This window comes from Microbacterium paraoxydans, from assembly GCF_019056515.1.
In the GTDB taxonomy this organism is placed as follows: Bacteria; Actinomycetota; Actinomycetes; order Actinomycetales; family Microbacteriaceae; genus Microbacterium.
Genome location: NZ_CP064873.1, coordinates 1,316,807 through 1,335,918, shown reverse-complemented (window position 1 = coordinate 1,335,918; position 19,112 = coordinate 1,316,807). Strand labels below are relative to the sequence as shown.

Below are 19,112 nucleotides of genomic sequence, written 5' to 3'. Positions count from 1 at the left end.
CTCGGGCATGATCTGCGCATGGACATCACCTTCCTGCAGCCGGACGACCTCGTCCGCAGCCCCGCCTTCAGCCATGCCGCCGTCATCCCTCCTGGCGCGACCACCGTCTACATCGGAGGGCAGAACGGCGTCGACGCCTCCGGCGCCGTCGTCTCCCCGGACGTGGGGGCGCAGGCGCTTCGCGCTCTCGACAACGCCCGGGTCGCGCTGGAGTCGGCGGGGGCGACGCTCGACGACGTCGTGAGCTGGACCATCCTCATCGATCAGGATGCCGATCTGCGCGCGGCGTACGGCGCCGTGGCCGCCACCCTCGCCAGGGACGGCGCCCCGCCACTGGTCACCGCCGCCCGGGTGGCGAGCCTGGGCGTGCCCGGAGCCCTCATCGAGGTGAGCGCGATCGCCGCGACCATCCGCGACTGAGTCAGATGCGACCGCGCACGGGGGTGCGTTCGACGCCGTCCGGCTCGTCGGGCATGGTCATCTCGGCACGGACGCCGAGCAGACGCACTTCCCGGGCGGGGTCGAGAGTCTCACCGAGCGCGAGCGCCATCGCGACCACGTCCTCTCGATCCGCCGTGGGAGCCGGGAGCTTCCGGCCGAAGGTCCTCGTCTCGAACGGGGCGTACCGCACCTTGAGATGCACCCGCATGACCGGGCGCCCCTCGGCGGCGCAGTCGTCGAACGCGTGTCCCGCGAGCTCCCGCAGCGCGTCCTGCACCGCCTCAGGTGTCGTGAGGTTCTGCTGATACGTGGTCTCCCGGCTGTGGCTCCGAGCCACCCACGGAGTGTCGTCGACGATCCGCGGCCCCAGCCCGGAGCCCAGGCCGAGATACCACCGCCCCATCTTGGGGCCGAACTCCGTGACGAGGGTCTCCTCGTCCGCCGCCGCGAGTTCGCGCACCGTGGCGATGCCGTGTGCCGCGAGCCGCTTCTGCACCTTCGGCCCCACGCCCCAGAGATCGCGGGTGGGCCGGTCGCCCATCACGGCGAACCAGTTGTCGGCGGTCAGCCGGAAGACGCCGTGCGGCTTGCCGAACTCCGTCGCGATCTTCGCGCGCACCTTGTTGTCGCCCACGCCGACCGAGCAGTGCAGGCCCGAGGCCTCCTCCACCGCCCGCTGCGCGGCCCGCGCGACGCCCTCCGGATCGTCGGTCGCGACGCCGAGGAAGCACTCGTCCCATCCGAGCACCTCCAGCACCACGTCCGGCAGGGTCCGCAACGCCGTCATCACCTCCTCGGAGGCCCGCTCGTACTCCGCGTGATCCACCGGCAGGAACACCGCGTCCTCCGGTGCCTTGCGCGCCGCGATCTTCAGTGGCATCCCCGACCCGATGCCGAACGCACGCGCCTCGTACGACGCCGTCGAGACGACTGCCCGCTCGGTCGGATCACCGCGGCCCCCGACGATGATCGGCCGCCCGGCCAGCTCCGGCCGACGCCGCACCTCGACCGCGGCGATGAACTGATCCATGTCGACGTGCAGCACCCACTCGGCCATGCATCGAGTGTGGCCGCTGACGCCCGGGAAGTCACCCCGTCACACGAGGAAGATCGGCAGGAGCCCGGGGTTGTGGGCGTGGACGAGGACGGCGAAGACGACCGCGTCGAAGAGGAGGTGCACCGTGACGACGTAGGCCAGCGAGTGCGTCCGGAGGAAGATGAATCCCTGCAGGAGCGCGAACGGGATGGTCAGCAGCGGGCCCCATTCGCGGTACCCGAGCTCCCAGAGGAAGGAGACGAACACGACGGCCTGCAGCACGTTCGCGAGCGCATCGGGGAAATGGCGCCGCAGCAGCGCGAAGACGGTGCAGATGAAGAACAGCTCATCCCAGATGCCGACGGCGCCGACGCCGACGAACAGCCGCGCGATGAGATCGGGCGTGTCCACCACGGGCCAGTTCTGATAGACGCCGCTGGTGATGAAGTAGAAGGGCAGGATCAGCCAGCCGAGCACCAGCACCGCGACGAGCCAGCCCCAGTGGAGCACTCCCCAGCGCTGCCCGGTGCGCCAGGGGAACCGGATCGCCCGGTCGCGATAGACGAACCGCGAGACCAGATACGGCACCAGCACCGCGCCGCCGAGCGCGAGCGTGAAGCGCAGCATGGCCAGGTTGTCCAGCTCCGCCGCGAGCGGGATGACACTCACGATGAGCATGCCGAGCGCGATCAGCGAGAGGTCTCGCGTGAGCGATGGCTGCCGGGACCCGTCGGCCCCGGTGAGCGGCTCGCCGCGGCGCTCCACGAACAGAGCGGCACCGACGCCCAGCGCCAGCAGCAGCCAACCGAGCCAGGGCAACGCCACGACGAAGAAGGCCGGGGCGGCCGCACACACCAGCGCCGCCGGGACGAGGCGCACCCCCACGGGCGCGCTCGGAGGGGCCTGCGTCATGCACGATCCCGTCGGCGGTACACGAGGTCGCGGATATCGCGCCCCTTCGCGAGACCCTTCCGCTCGAACGCGGTCATGACCCGACCGTCGAACCGCTCGGCCCAGTCGCCCTCGAAGGCCCGCTCGAACAGGGGCTCGGCGTCGAGCACCTCCCGCATCTGGAGCGCATAGTCCTCCCAGTCGGTCGCGAGCCGCAGGAGGCCGCCGTCGCGCAGCGCCCTGGCCGCCGTGTCACCGAATCCGGGCCGCACCAGACGACGTTTCGTGTGGCGCTTCTTGTGCCACGGATCGGGGAAGAAGATCCACACCTCGGCCGCCGCGGCCTCCGGCAGGTACGAGGAGAGCACCTCCGGCGCGTTGGCCTCCACGACGCGGAGGTTCTGTGCACCCGCACGGTCGGCGTCGAGCATGGTCCGGGCGAGGCCCGCGCGGAAGACCTCGACGGCGAGGAAGTCGTCGTGCGGCCGGCTCGATGCGGCGGCGACGATTGCATGCCCCTGGCCGGAGCCGATCTCGACGAAGAGGTCCGCCTCCCTGCCGTACTCGGCGGCGACGTCGAACCGCGCCTCGGGGTGCACGGAGGTCCATGCCACGGCGCGCGGGACATCCAGCAGATAGCGCGGGGCGAGGTCGCTGAAGGCGCGCTCCTGCGCCTCGGACATCCGGCCGCTCCGACGCACGAAGGACACCGGCTCGTCGCGGAAGGTACGCGGTTCGGGCATGGATCCAGGGTAGCCGCCGGGGCCGCCGCCGCCGGACGCGGTCAGCCCGCGGGCTCGGTGACGAAGTCGATCAGCTCTTCCACCCGGCCGAGGAGCGCGGGCTCGAGGTCGCGGTAGGTCGTCACCTTCGACAGGATGTGCTGCCAGGCCCTGGCCGTGTCGGCCTGCGTCTCGTGCGGCCAGCCGAAGGCACGGCAGATGCCCGTCTTCCAGTCGACGCCGCGCGGGATCTCGGGCCACGCCGCGATGCCGAGGGCCCGAGGGGTGACGCACTGCCAGACGTCGACGAACGGGTGTCCGACGATACGGACATGGCGACCGTGCGGTCCGCGGGCCACCGCCTCGGCGATACGGGACTCCTTCGACCCGGGCACGAGATGGTCGACGAGGACGCCGTACCGCCGGCGCGCACTCGGCGGCTCCGCCGCGAGGAGGTCGTCGAGGAGGTCCACGCCCTGGATGTACTCGACGACGACGCCTTCGACACGCAGGTCGGCCCCCCATACCTTCTCCACGAGCTCGGCGTCGTGCCGCCCCTCGACGAGGATGCGGCTGGGCAGCGCCGTCCGCGCCCGCTGATCCGCCACGGCGAAGGAGCCGGAGGCGGTGCGACGAGGGCCCTGTGCCGACGCCGCCGGCGCCGTGAGGCGCACCGGTGCCCCGTCGATGAGGAAGCCGCCGCCGAGGGGGAACAGCCGCCGTCGCCCGACGCGGTCCTCGAGCTCCACGGCACCGCCCTGCACCTTCGTCACGGCGCCGCAGAATCCGTCCGCCGCGACCTCGACCACGAGGTCGACCTCGGCGGGCACCTGCGGCACCGGCTTCACGCCGCGCTCGCGCCAGCCCGCTGCCAGCACGTCGGATCCGTACCTGTCGTCCATGCCTTCCAGCGTATGTGTCTCCGCTGAGGGCGAACGCCGAAACGTGCGCGAGTGTTGTCGCGTCGGACTAGGCAACTCGCTTCTGTCCCCCATTTGCCCTACAGCCACTCGCGGCTTCCCTCGCTAACATTTCACTCATTAGCTTCCAGCTCTCAGTGAGGGGAATCATTATGGAACTCGTTTCGGATCTCGTAGCTTCTAAGCGCAAAAGGCGCGGCGGGATCGCTGCTGCTCTTGCCCTTATCCTGTCAATCTCAGTGCTCGCGGTTCCAGATACTGGTCTGGGGGCAGCGGTGCACAGCCAGTAATGGCGGCCACTACGTGGCCTTTCACGGCAGCACGGACGGAGCGCGAAAGAACGCCTCTCTACCTGCGTACTATTCGGTGAACAACGGAGCCTGGCACCGGACCTCAAACGTCTCCACGAATGGGAGCTTCGGGATCGGCTCCACGGGTACCATCACGTCAACTTGGCCGAGCGGCGCAGGCTCAGTAATGGTGCGAGTGAAGATTGACGGAATCATCGGTTCAGCATCGGTGCCCTTTAGCCCCACCCGCTGCCGGCCAGGAGGACAGCATTTCTGACATGCGCGAATCTACATGGAACCTGCCCGCGCCCGAAGCAGGCCTGCGACCATGGGAGGACATGGGTCACACAAGAGAGCTCTTCGACGACCTCTGCTTGTTGATTCAGGCGTCGCAAGCAGAAGAGGCGATCGACCAACTTCTCGCCGGAGAACCACTGTCCGACGAGCGTCTGGCCTCCCTCGGGCGGCTGAACTACCACGCCTTCATCAAGCGATATGAGCCGATTGTTGCACTGTGGGACGCGACTCCGCGATTAGATCCCAACGCCGAGGCCCTCCTCGCAATGCGGGGGTAGTTCATCAACGCATAGACTCATGGCATGGGGCTCTGCTGCCAGTCGGAGGGAACACGATGACGAAACGGTGGCTTACGCTGGCTGCACTTGCCATGGCCGCCGTGACGGGAGTTTTCAGTGCTTCCGCCGCTTTCGCAACTGATCCGCTCACGCTCGATTCCGGATACGTCACCGACCAAGCCGACGTTCTCAGCGCCGATGAGGAAGCCACGGTAGAAGCCAGGCTCAAAGACCTGACGGCCAACTCCAACACCGACCTATTCGTGGTGCTCGTCGACGAATTCACCAAACCGAGCGACGGCCCCGCCTGGGCAGACACGGTCGCCGAAAAGAACGGTATCGGTACCGAGCAGTATCTCCTCGCGATCGCGGTCGAAGGGCGCAGCTACTACATCTCCGCTGCACCCGACGGCCCGGTGAGCTTCAGCCAGCTCGACAGCATCGAGGACAAGATGGTCCCCCTCGCGGCTGACGGCGACTGGGTCGGCGCGATCACGCTGGCCGCGGACGAGATCCAGGGGGACGGGGGCGCCGGAGCGCTCCGCGTCACGCTGATCGTCGTCGGGGTGGTCGCGGCCGCCCTGCTCGTCTGGCTCGTCGTCGCTCTGGTCCGACGCGCACGCCGCACCGCAGCCATCCGCGAGCGAGGCGCCATGCCGGAGACCCCGGATCCCGCCGATCCGTTCTCCACGCTCACCGATGCCCAGGTCGAGCAACAGGCCGGCGTCGCGCTCGTGCGCGCGGACGACGCCATCACCTCCAGCCGGGAGGAGCTGGGATTCGCCGTGGCGCAGTACGGCGAGGGCGCGACCGCGGAGTTCTCCCGCGCCATCGACGAGGCGAAGGCGAAGATCGCCGAGGCGTTCGACCTCCGGCAGAAGCTCGACGACGAGATCGAGGATTCCGTCCACGACCGCCGTGCGTGGCACATCCGCATCATCAGACTGGCCGACGAGATCGACGAGATCCTCGACGACAACACCGAGGCCTTCGACGAGCTGCGCCAGCTCGAGCAGAACGCACCGAAGGAGCTGGAGCGGGTGCGACGAGAGCGCGCCGACCTGACGCCGCTCCTCGCCTCGGCCGCTCCCTCCCTCGCTGCTCTCACCGCGACCTACGACCCGGCCGCCCTGAGCACCGTGACGGACAACCCGGCGCAGGCCCAGGAGCGCGCGGCGTTGGCCGATCGGGCGATCGATGCCGCAGCACAGGCGCTGACGAGCGGACGTTCGGGCGAGGCGGCGTTCGCGATCCGCACGGCCGAGCAGGCCGTGGCGCAGGCCGCGCAGCTGGTCCAGGCGATCACCGCGCTCGGCACCGAGCTGACCGGGGTCGAGGCGCAGGCGCAGGCGCTCGTCACCGAGCTCCAGGGCGATGTGGCTGCGGCGGCGCAGCTGCCCGACCCGACCGGCGCCCTGGCGAGTGCGTCCCACACGGTGACCGCACAGCTGCAGACGGCGCAGGCCGACCTCGTCGCCACGCCACGCAACCCGCAGCGGGCCCTCGACGCCCTCACGGCGGCGAACGCCCAGATCGACGGCGCGATCGCGCAGGGACACGAAGCCGTGGAGCGCGCCCGACGGGCCCAGCAGCTCCTGGAGCAGACCCTGGCCCAGGCGGCCTCCGAGATCCGGGCCGCCCGGGAGTTCATCGAGACGCGCCGCGGCACCGTGGGCTCCACCGCCCGCACGCGCCTGGCGACCGCCGACACCGCGTTGACCCAGGCCCTCACCCTGCGCACGTCGAATGTCGAGAACGCCCTGGCCGAGGCCCAGCGCGCCCTCGACCTCGCGCGCCAGGCCACGTCCGCCGCGGAGGCCGATCTCCGCGCATACACCCCCGGCGGCTATCCGGACGACGGCTGGGGCGGAGTCTTCGGCGGCTCCGGGTCCCGTTCCGGCGGCTCCGGCATCGGCGGGGACATCCTCGGCGGGATCATCGGCGGACTGCTCGCCGGCGGCGGGGGCGGCGGCTCGTCCCGGCGCAGCAGCGGCTGGCGCTCCTCGGGCGGCTTCCGCAGCTCCGGCTTCGGCGGAGGCGGATCCCGCGGCGGCGGACGCGGACGCTCCGGAGGTCGACGCTTCTGATCCCCCGCACAGACACATACGCCAAGCTCTCGAAGACGCCCCTCTGAAAGGAACCACGCATGACCAAGCAGTCCATCTTCGGACGGATCTCCACCCTCGTCCGCGCGAACATCAACGCCCTCCTGGACTCTGCGGAGGACCCGCAGAAGATGCTCGACCAGCTCGTCCGCGACTACACCAACAGCATCGCCGACGCCGAGTCCGCCATCGCGGAGACCATCGGCAACCTGCGGCTGCTGGAGCGCGACCACGAGGAAGACGTGCAGGCGGCCAACGAGTGGGGCAACAAGGCCCTCGCTGCCAGCCGCAAGGCCGACGAGATGCGCGGCGCGGGCAACACCGCCGACGCCGACAAGTTCGATAACCTCGCGAAGATCGCCCTGCAGCGCCAGATCAGCGCCGAGCGGGAGGCGACGAGCGCCGAACCGCAGATCGCGGCCCAGACCGAGATCGTCGACAAGCTCAAGAGCGGCCTGAACGGCATGAAGGACAAGCTCAACGAGCTCAAGAACAAGCGCAGCGAGCTGCTCGCCCGCGCCAAGGTCGCCGAGGCGCAGACCAAGGTGCAGGACGCGGTCAGCTCCATCAACGTGCTCGACCCCACCAGCGAGCTCGGCCGGTTCGAGGACAAGGTCCGCCGCCAGGAGGCTCTCGCCCAGGGCAAGGCGGAGCTGGCCGCGTCGAGCCTCGACGCCCAGTTCGAGAGCCTCGAGGATCTCGGCGAGCTGACCGAGGTCGAGGCGCGCCTCGCCGAGCTGAAGGCCGGCGGCACCGCGCCGCGCCAGGCGCTCGAAGGCAACTGACACCGACGCGGATGCCCGGGCGCACGCCCGGGCATCCGCGGTTCCGTCTCCGGGAGGTCTCCCATGGTGCGTTTCCTGGTCGTGCCGCAGTGGCAGGGTTCACCCGCCGCGCGCGCGATGCTCCTCGTCGACGGCGCGTCGGCGATCGCCGGCGATCTGCCGCGTGCGGCGACGACCGTCCTCGACGTTCCGGTCGAAGCCGGCGAGGCGCTGGGCACGGGCGTCCGGCGGCTCAGCGCCCTCGCACGTACGCGGGAGCTCGTCGCCGGACATCTCGAAGCCGGAACCGTGCTGATCGGCGGCGACTGCAGCATCACCGTCGCCGCACTCGACACGCTCCCCGGCGGGACCGACGACCTCGCCGTGGTCTGGTGCGATGCGCACGGCGATCTGCACACGCCGGACACCTCGCCGTCCGGGGCCTTCTCCGGCATGGCGCTGCGTGCCGTCCTCGGTGAGGGAGAACCGCAGCTCGCCCTGTCCCCCGGCATCCCCCGGGATCGTGTCGTCACCGTGGGTGTCCGGAACCTCGACGAGGCCGAGACCGGCGAATGGGACCGCCTCCGGAATCTCGGGGTGGCCGATCTGGACGACCCGGCGGCGCTCGCCGACGCCGTGCAGGCCACAGGGGCGCAGCGGGTGTGGGTGCACATCGACGTCGACGTCCTCGACCCGGCGTCGTTCACCGGAGTCTCCGCCGCCGTGCCCTTCGGCGTGACCCCCTCGTCCCTGAGCACGGCGATCCGAGAGCTCCGGAGCCGCGTCCCCCTCGCCGGGGCGACCATCGCGGGCTTCGCCCCTCGCACGCCGGCCGACGCCGTCGACGACCTCGGCGCGATCCTGCGTCTCGTCGGAGCCGTCGCGTGAGCCCGGCGCCGGGGTGGGAGGCCGTCGCGGCGGAACGCCTCGCCCGCGGACGACGGTCGGACCGCCGCATCCCCTCCTTCCTGCTGCGCTCCCCGATCAGCCGCCTGGGCTACCTCTGGGGCACGGCCGTCGGCTGGATCTGGGGCGCTCTGTGGAGCACCGGCCCGATCGAACGGCGCGGCGGTCTCTGGGTGTTCCGGGGCATGCCCCGATGGACCTTCCACCGCGGCGGCGTCTGCGTGGGCGGGTGCTTCCTCACCGGCGACGCGCGGCCCACGGACGCGGTGCTGCGCCACGAGGCCGTGCACAAGCAGCAGTGGCTGCGCTACGGCTTCCTGATGCCGGTGCTCTATCTGTTCGCGGGACGCGACCCGCTGCGGAACCGCTTCGAGATCGAAGCGGGGCTGGAAGACGGCAACTACGTGCGCCGCCCCCGCTGACTCAGCCCTCGACGGGGAGCAGTCCGAAGCGCTCCGGCACGCGGATCCGGTTCACGGCCACGCCGAGGCGGTCGGTGAGGTGCTCGACGATGTCGGCCGTGCCGAGGTAGCCCCCGAGCAGCGTGACGTGCGTCTCGACCTCGTCGTCGACGAGCATCTCGTCGGCCCATGCGCAGGTGGCTCGGGCCAGGGCCTGCCCTGGCGCGCAGCCGCGACCGCTTCCCGGGGCTCCGGAGCGGGCGGAGCGGGCGAGCCAGGTGACCGTCATGCGACCGGGAGCATGGATGACGCCGATGTCGGAGACGTCGGGAACCTCGATGAAGATGCGACCGGACGCGCACAGCGGGAGGGTCGCGAGGAACGCCTCGAGGTCGAGCAGGGAGTGCTCGTCGGCGGTCACCAGGTGGTGTGCGCGACGGCGCGCCGCGCGGCGAGCCGCACGCGTGCCTCGGGTGTCGAGCGTGGTGTCCATGGTGATCCCATTGTACACCAAGCGAAGGCTTGCCTAACCTTCGACGCCTTCTTCCGTCACGGGCTCGACGAGGGCCTCGCGCAGCGCAGTGAGCTCTTCCTCTGTCATGCCGTTCGCACGCAGGTAGCCGGCGGCCGACCCCCACCGCTCGTCGACCTGGGCCAGCAGGCGACGCATCACCTCGGCGGGCGAGCGGGTGGCCAGATCCACCGCGTGCAGCGCCTCAGGGTGCTGGCTCCGCAGATAGGCGGCGATGCGCCGCGACCGTTCGGCGGGCAGCTGCGACTCGGTGAGGGCGTAGTCGGCGATGACGGCATCACGATCGGCGCCGACCGCCGAGAGCGCCAGCGCGACCGTCACGCCCGTGCGGTCCTTGCCCACCGTGCAGTGCACCAGGGTCGGCTCGCCCGCGGCGATCACCCGGACAGCGGCGACCAGGCGCTCCCCGCTCTCCTCCAGGAGATGCAGGTACAGGTCGTCGAGACTCGTATCGGATTCGAAGAAGGAGCGCACGGACCCGAGGAACAGCGGCAGGTGAGTCGTCTCCGGGCCCTCGATCTCGCTCGGTTCCGCGGCGACCTCCTCCCCGTCGCGGAGGTCGACGATGTGACGCACCGTCGCCCGCAGGAGCGCCGCGCCGTTCGTGGTCGCCGTGGAGAGCTGGCCGGAACGCAGCAGGACGCCGGGGCGGATGCGTCCACCCTCCGCGGGGATCCCGCCGACGTCGCGGACGTTCGTGACGCCCTCGACGTCCAGGATCGTCACGCGCCCGCCTGGGGGCCGCGCGGGGGCACCGGGTAGCGCCCGGCGATGACGATGCGGTTGAAGGCGTTGATCGACACGCACGCCCAGCTCAACGCGGCGTACTCCTTCTCGGTGAACACACTCCCGACCAGGTCGTAGACCTCGTCCGAGATGCCGTCCTCCGCGATGAAGGTGAAGGCTTCCGCCAGTTCGAGCGCGGCACGCTCCCGATCGCTGAACACACCGCTCTCCCGCCACACGGCGATCTGGCTGATCGTGTCGACGTCCAGCCCGGCGGCGACCGCCCGGTCCACGTGCACCCGCGTGCAGTAGCTGCAGCCGTTCAGCTGCGAGCAGTGGATCATGACGATCTCCTTCAGGCGGTCGTCGATCCCATTCTCGGCGCAGATCGTGCCGACCGTCTTCGAGAAGGCGTCGAGGGCCTGATAGGCCGCAGGCTCCGTCTTGGACAGGTGCACGCGCTGTTCGGTCATACCTCCATGATATTCGGCGCCGGGCGCGGGAGACGGCGTGGGACCGGCCTCACCGAAATGCACGCTGCCAATCTCTAGGCGCGATCCTGCTGCATATCGCCCTGTTAATCCCCCTCACATCTTGTCAGTTTGCTCCGGCATTTCCCGCGAGGTCGAAACGGGGCGCAGAATAGCCGCGTGGCGATCGACACCAGCGAGTTCTCCTATCTTCCCGCGCAGGCCGACGCGCTCGGCGTTCCGCTTCCGACCGTGGAGCGCCTGACGCTCCCCCTCCCCGAGGGTCGCGTCGTGAGCGGGTTGCGCTTCGGGTCCGAGCCGCCGCGCATCACCCTGCTGCACGGCGCCGGTCTGAACGCCCACACCTGGGACACGACGGCGCTGGCGCTGGGGCAGCCGCTCCTGGCGATCGACCTCGCCGGCCACGGCGACTCCTCCTGGCGCGACGACGCGGACTACTCCCCCCGCACCCTCGCCGCCGACGTCGTCGCCGCTCTGGACGCGTGGGTCTCCGCACCGCAGATCCTGGTGGGACAGTCGCTCGGCGGTCTCACCGGCGCCGCCGTCGCCGCGGCGCGGCCGGACCTCGTGGCCGCTCTGATCATCGTCGACATCACGCCCGGGATCGACGTGTCCGCCGGCCCCGCGGCGCTCCGGGAGTTCTACGCCGGGCCCACGGACTTCGCGACCCGCGACGAGCTCGTCGACAAGGCGATGGCCCTGGGGTTCGGTGGCACTCGCCCCGAGACCGAGCGCGGTGTCTTCCTCAACACCCGTGTCCGCGCGGACGGCCGCGTCGAGTGGAAGCACCACTTCGCCCACCTCGCCGCCACCGCTCTGGCCGCCCACGACCCCGGCACCCCGACGGCGCCGTCGGTCCTGCATGAGACCGGCTGGGACGATCTGGCGGCGGTCACCGCGCCCGTCACGCTCGTCCGCGCCGAGCGGGGCTTCGTGAGCGCTGCCGACGCGGAGGAGTTCCAGCACCGCCTCCCGGAAGCGCGGGTCGTCGCGATGGACGCCACGCACAACGTGCAGGAGACGGCGCCCCGAGACCTCGCCCTGCTCGTCGGTTCGGCGACCGCGGCCGGAATATGACGCTCCGTTCCACGTCCGCCGCGCCGAATCCCGCCCGACCCTAGGCTCGTCCCACCGGCACACAGCACCTGCCGCACCGAGAGGAAACACCCATGTTCCGACGTCATCGACGCCTCGCGCTGATCTCCGCGCTCGCGGCCACCGCCGTGATCCTCAGCGCCTGCTCCGGCTCCGCCGAGCCTGCCCCGTCCACGGGCGGCGAGCCCGACCCCGACGCCACCCTGCACGTCGGTCTCGTGCTCGAGCCCACCAACCTCGACATCCGGCACACCAGCGGTGCCGCGCTGGAGCAGATCCTCATCGACAACATCTACGAGGGACTGGTCAGCCGCACCCAGGAGAACGAGATCGTGGAGCGGCTCGCCTCGGAGTACGAGGTGTCGGACGACGGCCTCACGTACACCTTCACCCTCAACGACGGGATCACCTTCCACGACGGCTCGCCCCTGACGGCGGCCGACGTCGTCTCCTCCTATGAGACCGTCCGCACCGATGACACGGTGCAGGGCAACGCGGAGTTCGCGTCCGTCTCCTCGATCTCGGCTCCCGACGACACGACCGTCGAGATCGTGCTGTCCGAGCCGAACCAGAACTTCCTCTTCGCCCTCACCGGCCCCGCCGGGCTCGTGTTCAAGGACGGCGACACCACCGACCTGAAGACCGCGGAGAACGGCACAGGACCGTTCACCCTCACGCGCTGGAACAAGGGCAGCACGATCACCTTCGCCCGCAACGACGACTACTGGGGCGACCCGGCCGGCGTGGCCGAGGTCGAGTTCCAGTACATCCCCGACTTCACGGCCGGAGTGAACGCGGCTCTCGCCGGTGACGTGGACGTCCTCACCGCCGTCGACCCGAACCTGGCTCCGCAGCTCGAGGACTCGGGCGACTTCACGCTCACCACGGGCCGCACGACCGACAAGGCCACGCTCGCCTTCAACAACAAGAAGGCGCCGCTGGACGACGTCCGGGTGCGCGAGGCCCTGCGCCTGGCGATCGACCATGAGGCCCTCATCGAGGCCGTCGGCGCCGGTACCCCGCTGTACGGCCCCATCCCCGAGCTCGACCCCGGCTACGAGGACCTCTCCGACGTCATCTCCTACGACCCCGAGCGGGCCAAGGAGCTGCTCGCCGAGGCCGGCCAGGAAGACCTCGACCTCACGCTGACGATCCCGTCGTTCTACGGCACCACCGTCCCGAAGGTGCTCATCTCGGACTTCGACAAGGTGGGTGTGAACCTCGAGGTCGATTCCGTGGAGTTCCCGACCTGGCTCGAGGACGTGTACACCAACAAGGACTACGACCTCAGCTTCGTCCTGCATGTCGAGCCGCGGGACTTCGGCAACTTCGCCAACCCGGACTACTACTTCGGCTACGACAACGCCGAGGTGCAGGACCTCTACACGCAGGCGCTGGCCGAGGTCGATCCCGAGGCCTCCGCGAAGCTCCTCGCAGAGGCGGCCCGGATCGTCTCCGAGGACCACGCGGCGGACTGGCTCTACAACGGTCAGACCATCACCGCCGTGAATCCGGTCGTCAGCGGGTTCCCGGAGGACTCGATCAACTCGCGCATCAACCTCGCGGGTGTGACCGTCTCCGCCGCGAGCTGACGACGGTCGACGCTCCGTGCTGCGTTACGCGCTCGTCCGAGGAGTCCTGCTGATCGCAGGGCTCCTCGTGTCGAGCGCGCTCATCTTCCTCACATTGCGCGTCTTCCCCGGCGACGTGGCCCAGCTCATCGCCGGCACCCAGGCCTCCCCCGCCGAGGTCGAGGCGCTGCGGGAGTCGCTGGGGCTGAACCAGCCTCTGCTCGCGCAGTACGCCGACTGGATCGGCGGCATCCTCCGCGGCGACCTGGGCACGTCGCTGCTGTCCGGCGCCTCCGTCGGCGAGGAGCTGCTGCTGAAGGCACAGGTCACGGTTCCGCTCGGGATCATGTCGCTGGTGATCGCCGTGCTCATCGCCGTGCCGTTCGGGATCCTCGCCGCCCTGCGTCGTGGCCACCGCGACGGCACGGCGCTCAGCGTGGGCGCGCAGGCTCTCGCGGCCGTCCCCGTCGTCTGGGCGGGCATGATGCTGATCGTCGTGTTCTCCGTGTGGCTCGGCTGGCTGCCGCCCCAGGGCTTCCCCCGCACCGGGTGGTCGACACCGGGTAGAGCGATCGAGGCGCTGCTGCTGCCCGCCCTCACGATCGGCATCGTCGAGGGCGCCATGCTCATGCGCTTCGTGCGCAGCGCCACCCTGCAGGCCGCCGGACAGGACTTCGTCCGCACCGCGGCCGCCAAGGGTCTGACGAAGACCCGCGCCCTCATCCAGCACGGCATCCCGGCGGTCGGGCTCTCCATCATCACGGTCCTCGGCCTCCAGGTCGCCGGGATCATCGTCGGCTCGGTCGTGATCGAGCAGCTGTTCACGCTTCCGGGCATCGGCCGCATGCTCGTGACCGACGTCGGCACCCGCGACCTGGTCAAGGTGCAGAGCGAGCTGCTCGTGCTGACCGGCTTCGTGCTGGTGGTCGGTTTCCTCGTGGATCTGCTGCACCGGGCGATCGACCCTCGACAGCGGGAGGCCGCATGAGCGCGCGCTGGTTCCCTCGGCTCTGGCGGACCTCGACCGGCCGCTTCGGACTGATCGTCATCGCCATCGTCGCCCTGGCGGCCGTCGTGTCCCTCTTCTGGACGCCGTTCGACCCGCGGGCCTCGGACATCGGCGACCGCTGGCTGCCGCCGGGCTGGCCGCACCTGCTCGGGACGGACGACACCGGACGCGACATCCTGAGCCTGCTCATGGCGGGGGCGCGGACCACGGTCTTCGTCAGTGTCGGCGCGGGACTCGTGGCCACCGTCGTCGGCATCGCCCTCGCCGCCCTCGGCGCCCTGACCACCCGGCTCGTGCGGGAGACGGTCGCCGTGTTCGTCGACATCCTCATCGCCTTCCCCGTGCTGCTGATCGCGATGATGATCTCGTCGGTGTGGGGCGGATCGCTCTGGGTCGTGATCTGGGCGGTGGGGATCGGGTTCGGCGTGAACATCGCACGGGTCACGCGGCCGGAGCTGCGCCGCGTGCAGCAGAGCGACTTCGTGCTCGCCGCGCGCGCGTCCGGCCTCACCCCCGCGCAGAGCCTCGTCCGCCACCTCCTCCCGAACGTGGCTCCGGTGTTCATCGTGCAGCTCTCGTGGTCGATGGCCGTGGCCGTCCTCGCGGAGGCCGGCCTGTCGTACCTCGGCTTCGGGGCCTCGGTCGTCGAACCGAGCTGGGGGCTGCTGCTCGCGGATCTCCAGCGCTACATCGGCGTGCACCCTCTCACCGTGATCTGGCCCGGGCTCACGATCACCCTGACCGTGCTCGCCCTCAACCTGCTCGGCGACGGGCTCCGCGAAGCCACGGACCCCACCCTGCGGCACCGTGCCGCCGAGACGCACACACCGGCGGTGGTCGCATGAGTCTGACGGTCGAGGATCTCGTCATCGAGATCGACGGACGCCGCGTGGTCGACGGCGTCTCGCTCCAGGTCCCCGACGGCACCCGCCTCGGGGTGATCGGCGAGTCGGGCTCCGGCAAGTCCCTCACGGCGCTCGCCGCGCTCGGGCTGCTGCCGGAGGGGGCGACGGCACGCGGGAGCATCCGGTGGGACGGCACCGAGCTGATCGGGATGCCGGACCGTGAACTCGCCCGGCTGCGCGGCGACGACATCGGCATCGTGTTCCAGGAACCCCGGACGGCGCTCAACCCGATCCGGACGGTCGGCCGCCAGATCGCGGAGTCCATCCGCATCCACGAAGGCCTGGGCCGGCGCGAGGCCCGTGACCGGGCGATCGCGGAAGCCGCCCGCGTGCGACTCCCCGACCCGGAGACCATCGTCGACCGGTATCCGCACCAGCTCTCCGGCGGCCAGCGGCAGCGCGTCGCGATCGCGATGGCCCTCGCCTGCCGTCCGCGGCTGCTGATCGCGGACGAGCCCACGACGGCCCTCGACGTGACGATCCAGGCCGAGATCCTGTCGCTGCTGCTCGGGCTCGTCGCCGACGAGGGCATGTCGCTCCTGTTCATCACGCACGACCTCGCGGTGCTGTCCCAGGTGGCGACCGAGGGAGTCGTGCTGGAGCACGGTCGGGTCGTCGAGAGCGCACCGGTGTCGCGGCTGCTGACCGCGCCGACCTCTCCTGTCACGCAGGGGCTGCTGCGGGACGCGACCGCGACGCTGTGGCGGCCCGAGGGAGGAGAGGCATGAGCCTCATCGAAGCGCGCGGGCTGCGACGGGACTTCGTCGTGCCGAAGCGGACGGCGTTCGAGCGCACGCGGCGGCAGACGGCGCTCCAGCCGACCGACCTCGACGTGCCCGAGGGCGCCTCCCTGGGGATCATCGGCGAGTCCGGCTCGGGGAAGTCGACGCTCGTGCGACTCCTGCTGGGCCTCGACCGACCGACCGCGGGCACCGTGTCGGTGGACGGTCGGCTCGTCGACGCCGGCGCCTCCGCGCGATCGCTGCACTGGTTGCGCCGGCAGACGGGTCTCGTCTTCCAGGATCCCTATGCCTCGCTCGACCCCCGGATGACGGCGGGGCAGATCGTGCGGGAGCCGTTGTGGGCCCTCGGCATCGACGGCGACCATCGGGCACGGGTGCGCGAGGTCATCGCCCGGGTCGGCCTGGACCCGGAGATGGGCGATCGCTATCCGCACGAGTTCTCCGGCGGGCAGCGGCAGCGGATCGCTCTCGCCCGCGCGCTCGTCCATCGTCCGCGGATCCTCGTGGGCGACGAGCCGCTGTCGGCGCTGGACGTCACGGTGCGCGCGCAGATCCTCGAGCTGCTCGCGGAACTCCGAGTCGCGGACGAGCTCACGCTGCTGCTCGTGTCACACGACATCGGCGTGGTGCAGAACCTCTGCGACACGGTCGTCGTCATGAAGGACGGCCGCATCGTCGAGCGCGGTCCGACCCGTGACGTGCTGCTCCACCCGACCGCCGACTACACCCGCACGCTGCTCTCCGCGATCCCCGTCATCCCCGACGCCTGATCGCCGACCCACCCCTTTGCGGCCGCCCCGGCCCGTTGCGTGCGCCCGCAACGGGGTGGGAGGCACGCAAGGGGTGGGGCGAGGGGTCAGCGCGGGAAGAGCGAGAGGCGACGGCGAGGGCGGGATGGGCGGAGCACCCGGCGCAGGTAGACGGTGCCGAGGTCGCGGCCGAACTTGTGGCCGACGCGCCCCATGCGACCGGCCTCCACGAAGCCCAGCTTCTCGTGCAGCCGGATCGAGGCCTCCGCACCCTGGTCGCTGATGACGGCGACCATCTCCCGGAGCCCCCGCTGCTCGCACGCCGCGATCAGCGCCTGCAGAAGGGCCGACCCGAGACCCTTGCCGGCCGCGCCGGGACCGAGGTAGATCGAGTCCTCGACCGTGTACCGGTACGCGTTCTTGCCCGCCCACGGCTGCGCGAGCGCATACCCGAGGATGGCGCCGGAGGGCGACACCGCCACGAGGAACGGCAGCCCGAGCCGCTCCAGCAGGGTGAACTTGTCCCGCCAGTACGGGATGCTGCTGCGGCGCTCGTCCAGGGTGACGGCCGAATTGCTGACGAAGTGGTTGTAGATCTCCCGCACGTGCGGCAGATCGGCCGCGCGTGCCGGTCTGATGACGTAGGAGAACGTGTCCGGCGCTGTCGCCGGTCGCAGATGACGCGGGAGAACGCGGCGGCGGTCCCCCGGCTCGAACTGCATGCGCTCAGCTTAGAGAGCCGGACGCCTCGCCCTCCACCCTCCAATCCACCGGAGCACTGCCGAGTCCCTCCAGGAGCGCGTTCGCGCGGGAGAAGGGCCGGGAGCCGAAGAAGCCACGGCTCGCGGAGAGAGGGGACGGATGCGCGGAGGCGATCACGGGGGTGTCGCCGAGAAGGGGCTGGAGGTTCGCCGCGTCACGCCCCCAGAGGATCGCGACGAGCGGCTGCTCCCGGGCCACGAGGGTGCGGATCGCGAGCTCCGTCACCTGCTCCCATCCCCAGCCGCGGTGGGAGGCGGCCGCTCCGGGGCGCACCGTCAGGACGCGGTTGAGCAGCAGCACGCCTTGATCGCTCCACGCGGTGAGGTCTCCGTGCGGGGCGGGCGGGAGGCCGAGGTCGGCCTCCCGCTCCTTGTAGATGTTCGTCAGGCTCCGGGGCAGCGGCCGCACGTCGCGGTCCACGGCGAACGACAGCCCGATCGGGTGCCCGGGAGTCGGATAGGGGTCCTGGCCCGTGATGAGCACACGCACGTCCGCGAGTGGTCGCTGGAAGGCGCGCAGCACGTTCGGCCCCGCAGGAAGGTATCCGTGACCGGCCGCCTGCTCGGCGCGCAGCCGTTCGCCGAGCGCCGTGATGGTGTCCTGCACCGGGGCCAGCGCCTCCGCCCATCCCGCGTCGATCAGTCCCTCGTCGGCGAGTTCCGCGAGGGTGCGTCCTCCGCTCACTCGACCGGCCGGACCCGCAGCGGGCCTCGCGCGAGCAGGTGCTGCGCCGACTGGGCGACGGGCCGCATCGTGACGAGGTCGAGGTTCACGTGGGCAGGAGCGTCCAGGGCGTAGGCGATCACGTCCGCCACGTCCTCGGCGCGAAGGGGCGCCTCGACCCCGGAGTACACGGCCTCCGCGGCGACGGCGTCGCCCCCGAGCCGGTTCAGCGTGAACTCCTCCGTGTGCACCATCCCGGGAGCGATCTCGGCCACCCGGAGCGGCTCGCCGTTCAGTTCCTGACGCAGCGCACGGACGAGCATCGCCTCGGCCGCCTTCGCCGCGTTGTAGCCCGCGCCGCCCGGGTAGGCGGTCTGCGCGGCCGTCGAGGTCACGAACAGGAGGTCGGCATGGCCGTCCACGTCCGCGGTGCGACGGAGCATCGGGAGCAGTCCGGCGACGAGGCGCTGGGTCGCGAGGACGTTCGCGTCGTACATCCACTGCCAGTCGGCGAGCGCGGCATCCTCGACGCGGTCGGTCCCCCGCGCGCCACCGGCGACCTGGACGAGGGCGTGCACGGGTCCGGTGCGCTCGAGCTCCCCGAGGAGCGCCGCCACCGCCGCGTCGTCGGTCAGATCGCAGGCGATCGTCGACGCCCCGGTCTCGGCGGACAGCGCGGCGAGCCGGTCCGCACGGCGGGCGACGCCGACGACGTCCCACCCCCGAGACCGCAGCACCCGCACCGTCGCCTGACCGATCCCGGAACTCGCACCTGTCACCACTGCACGTCTGTTGGCCATGTCCTCCACCGTACG

At 70.8% G+C, this 19,112-nt stretch carries 22 protein-coding genes; 12 read left to right on the top strand and 10 right to left on the bottom strand.

Annotated features, from left to right (window positions below; translation table 11 throughout):
- Nucleotides 1-18: 18 nt before the first annotated feature.
- Nucleotides 19-420 (top strand): RidA family protein, encoded by a 402-nt coding sequence (locus IZR02_RS06265; RefSeq protein WP_025103099.1) that lies wholly within the window; start codon nt 19-21, stop codon nt 418-420.
- A 1-nt stretch (nt 421) separates the two neighbouring features.
- Here IZR02_RS06265 and IZR02_RS06260 read toward each other — a convergent pair whose 3' ends face one another.
- Genes IZR02_RS06260 through IZR02_RS06245 form a run of 4 tightly spaced genes read right to left on the bottom strand, consistent with a single transcriptional unit; the run spans nt 422 to nt 3,992 of the window.
- A complete protein-coding gene (locus IZR02_RS06260) occupies nt 422-1,498 on the bottom strand; it encodes a DNA polymerase IV (RefSeq protein WP_025103098.1) in 1,077 nt (358 codons plus the stop codon).
- Between the two features lie 39 nt (nt 1,499-1,537).
- The gene (locus IZR02_RS06255) at nt 1,538-2,389 is read right to left on the bottom strand and encodes a CPBP family intramembrane glutamic endopeptidase (protein ID WP_025103097.1); all 852 of its coding nucleotides are present in this window, start codon (nt 2,387-2,389) and stop codon (nt 1,538-1,540) included.
- A complete protein-coding gene (gene trmB / locus IZR02_RS06250; RefSeq protein ID WP_025103096.1) occupies nt 2,386-3,111 on the bottom strand; it encodes a tRNA (guanosine(46)-N7)-methyltransferase TrmB in 726 nt (241 codons plus the stop codon). Before trmB ends, IZR02_RS06255 begins: the two co-directional genes overlap by 4 nt.
- Before the next feature lie 41 nt (nt 3,112-3,152).
- Nucleotides 3,153-3,992: a DUF3097 domain-containing protein gene (locus IZR02_RS06245; RefSeq protein ID WP_217316581.1), complete on the bottom strand. Its 840-nt coding sequence runs from the start codon at nt 3,990-3,992 to the stop codon at nt 3,153-3,155.
- 586 nt (nt 3,993-4,578) lie between these two features.
- Between IZR02_RS06245 and IZR02_RS06240 the strand changes: the two genes are divergently transcribed.
- The 5 genes from IZR02_RS06240 to IZR02_RS06220 all read left to right on the top strand — a co-directional run bounded on the left by IZR02_RS06240 (nt 4,579) and on the right by IZR02_RS06220 (nt 9,072).
- Entirely contained in the window at nt 4,579-4,875 is a 297-nt protein-coding gene (locus IZR02_RS06240) for a hypothetical protein (RefSeq protein WP_157544445.1), read from the top strand.
- A gap of 92 nt (nt 4,876-4,967) precedes the next feature.
- Nucleotides 4,968-6,962 carry a TPM domain-containing protein gene (locus tag IZR02_RS06235; RefSeq protein WP_051582183.1) on the top strand — a complete coding sequence of 665 codons (1,995 nt, stop codon included), beginning with the start codon at nt 4,968-4,970 and terminating at the stop codon, nt 6,960-6,962.
- 59 nt (nt 6,963-7,021) lie between these two features.
- Complete coding sequence (locus tag IZR02_RS06230; protein ID WP_025103092.1) at nt 7,022-7,765, top strand: PspA/IM30 family protein; 744 nt, start codon at nt 7,022-7,024, stop codon at nt 7,763-7,765.
- 63 nt (nt 7,766-7,828) lie between these two features.
- A complete protein-coding gene (locus IZR02_RS06225) occupies nt 7,829-8,632 on the top strand; it encodes an arginase family protein (RefSeq protein WP_025103091.1) in 804 nt (267 codons plus the stop codon).
- The gene (locus tag IZR02_RS06220; RefSeq protein WP_025103090.1) at nt 8,629-9,072 is read left to right on the top strand and encodes a hypothetical protein; all 444 of its coding nucleotides are present in this window, start codon (nt 8,629-8,631) and stop codon (nt 9,070-9,072) included. Before IZR02_RS06225 ends, IZR02_RS06220 begins: the two co-directional genes overlap by 4 nt.
- Nucleotide 9,073: 1 nt before the next feature.
- On the opposite strand, the gene IZR02_RS06215 is transcribed toward IZR02_RS06220, so the two are convergent.
- Genes IZR02_RS06215 through IZR02_RS06205 form a run of 3 tightly spaced genes read right to left on the bottom strand, consistent with a single transcriptional unit; the run spans nt 9,074 to nt 10,782 of the window.
- The gene (locus IZR02_RS06215) at nt 9,074-9,544 is read right to left on the bottom strand and encodes an SIP domain-containing protein (RefSeq protein WP_025103089.1); all 471 of its coding nucleotides are present in this window, start codon (nt 9,542-9,544) and stop codon (nt 9,074-9,076) included.
- Between the two features lie 33 nt (nt 9,545-9,577).
- Nucleotides 9,578-10,309, bottom strand: coding sequence for a tyrosine-protein phosphatase (locus IZR02_RS06210; RefSeq protein ID WP_025103088.1), 732 nt, complete (start codon nt 10,307-10,309; stop codon nt 9,578-9,580).
- Complete coding sequence (locus tag IZR02_RS06205) at nt 10,306-10,782, bottom strand: carboxymuconolactone decarboxylase family protein (protein ID WP_025103087.1); 477 nt, start codon at nt 10,780-10,782, stop codon at nt 10,306-10,308. The genes IZR02_RS06210 and IZR02_RS06205 overlap by 4 nt, the downstream gene beginning before the upstream one ends.
- A gap of 177 nt (nt 10,783-10,959) precedes the next feature.
- On the opposite strand from IZR02_RS06205, the gene IZR02_RS06200 reads away from it, so the two are divergent.
- The 6 genes from IZR02_RS06200 to IZR02_RS06175 all read left to right on the top strand — a co-directional run bounded on the left by IZR02_RS06200 (nt 10,960) and on the right by IZR02_RS06175 (nt 16,893).
- On the top strand, nt 10,960-11,877 hold the full coding sequence (locus IZR02_RS06200; RefSeq protein ID WP_025103086.1) for an alpha/beta fold hydrolase: 918 nt from the start codon (nt 10,960-10,962) through the stop codon (nt 11,875-11,877).
- 92 nt (nt 11,878-11,969) lie between these two features.
- Nucleotides 11,970-13,487 carry an ABC transporter substrate-binding protein gene (locus IZR02_RS06195; RefSeq protein WP_025103085.1) on the top strand — a complete coding sequence of 506 codons (1,518 nt, stop codon included), beginning with the start codon at nt 11,970-11,972 and terminating at the stop codon, nt 13,485-13,487.
- A gap of 16 nt (nt 13,488-13,503) precedes the next feature.
- The gene (locus tag IZR02_RS06190) at nt 13,504-14,454 is read left to right on the top strand and encodes an ABC transporter permease (protein ID WP_025103084.1); all 951 of its coding nucleotides are present in this window, start codon (nt 13,504-13,506) and stop codon (nt 14,452-14,454) included.
- Nucleotides 14,451-15,320, top strand: coding sequence for an ABC transporter permease (locus IZR02_RS06185; protein ID WP_025103083.1), 870 nt, complete (start codon nt 14,451-14,453; stop codon nt 15,318-15,320). Before IZR02_RS06190 ends, IZR02_RS06185 begins: the two co-directional genes overlap by 4 nt.
- A complete protein-coding gene (locus IZR02_RS06180; protein WP_025103082.1) occupies nt 15,317-16,108 on the top strand; it encodes an ATP-binding cassette domain-containing protein in 792 nt (263 codons plus the stop codon). Before IZR02_RS06185 ends, IZR02_RS06180 begins: the two co-directional genes overlap by 4 nt.
- The gene (locus IZR02_RS06175; RefSeq protein WP_025103081.1) at nt 16,105-16,893 is read left to right on the top strand and encodes an ABC transporter ATP-binding protein; all 789 of its coding nucleotides are present in this window, start codon (nt 16,105-16,107) and stop codon (nt 16,891-16,893) included. The genes IZR02_RS06180 and IZR02_RS06175 overlap by 4 nt, the downstream gene beginning before the upstream one ends.
- Before the next feature lie 86 nt (nt 16,894-16,979).
- Here the strand turns inward: IZR02_RS06175 and IZR02_RS06170 are convergent, their stop codons facing one another.
- From IZR02_RS06170 to IZR02_RS06160, 3 genes are read right to left on the bottom strand one after another with little or no spacing between them, the layout of a single operon-like run.
- Nucleotides 16,980-17,594 carry a GNAT family N-acetyltransferase gene (locus tag IZR02_RS06170; protein ID WP_025103080.1) on the bottom strand — a complete coding sequence of 205 codons (615 nt, stop codon included), beginning with the start codon at nt 17,592-17,594 and terminating at the stop codon, nt 16,980-16,982.
- 4 nt (nt 17,595-17,598) lie between these two features.
- The gene (locus IZR02_RS06165) at nt 17,599-18,318 is read right to left on the bottom strand and encodes a uracil-DNA glycosylase (protein WP_025103079.1); all 720 of its coding nucleotides are present in this window, start codon (nt 18,316-18,318) and stop codon (nt 17,599-17,601) included.
- Nucleotides 18,315-19,097 carry an SDR family oxidoreductase gene (locus tag IZR02_RS06160; protein ID WP_025103078.1) on the bottom strand — a complete coding sequence of 261 codons (783 nt, stop codon included), beginning with the start codon at nt 19,095-19,097 and terminating at the stop codon, nt 18,315-18,317. The genes IZR02_RS06165 and IZR02_RS06160 overlap by 4 nt, the downstream gene beginning before the upstream one ends.
- Nucleotides 19,098-19,112 lie beyond the last annotated feature (15 nt).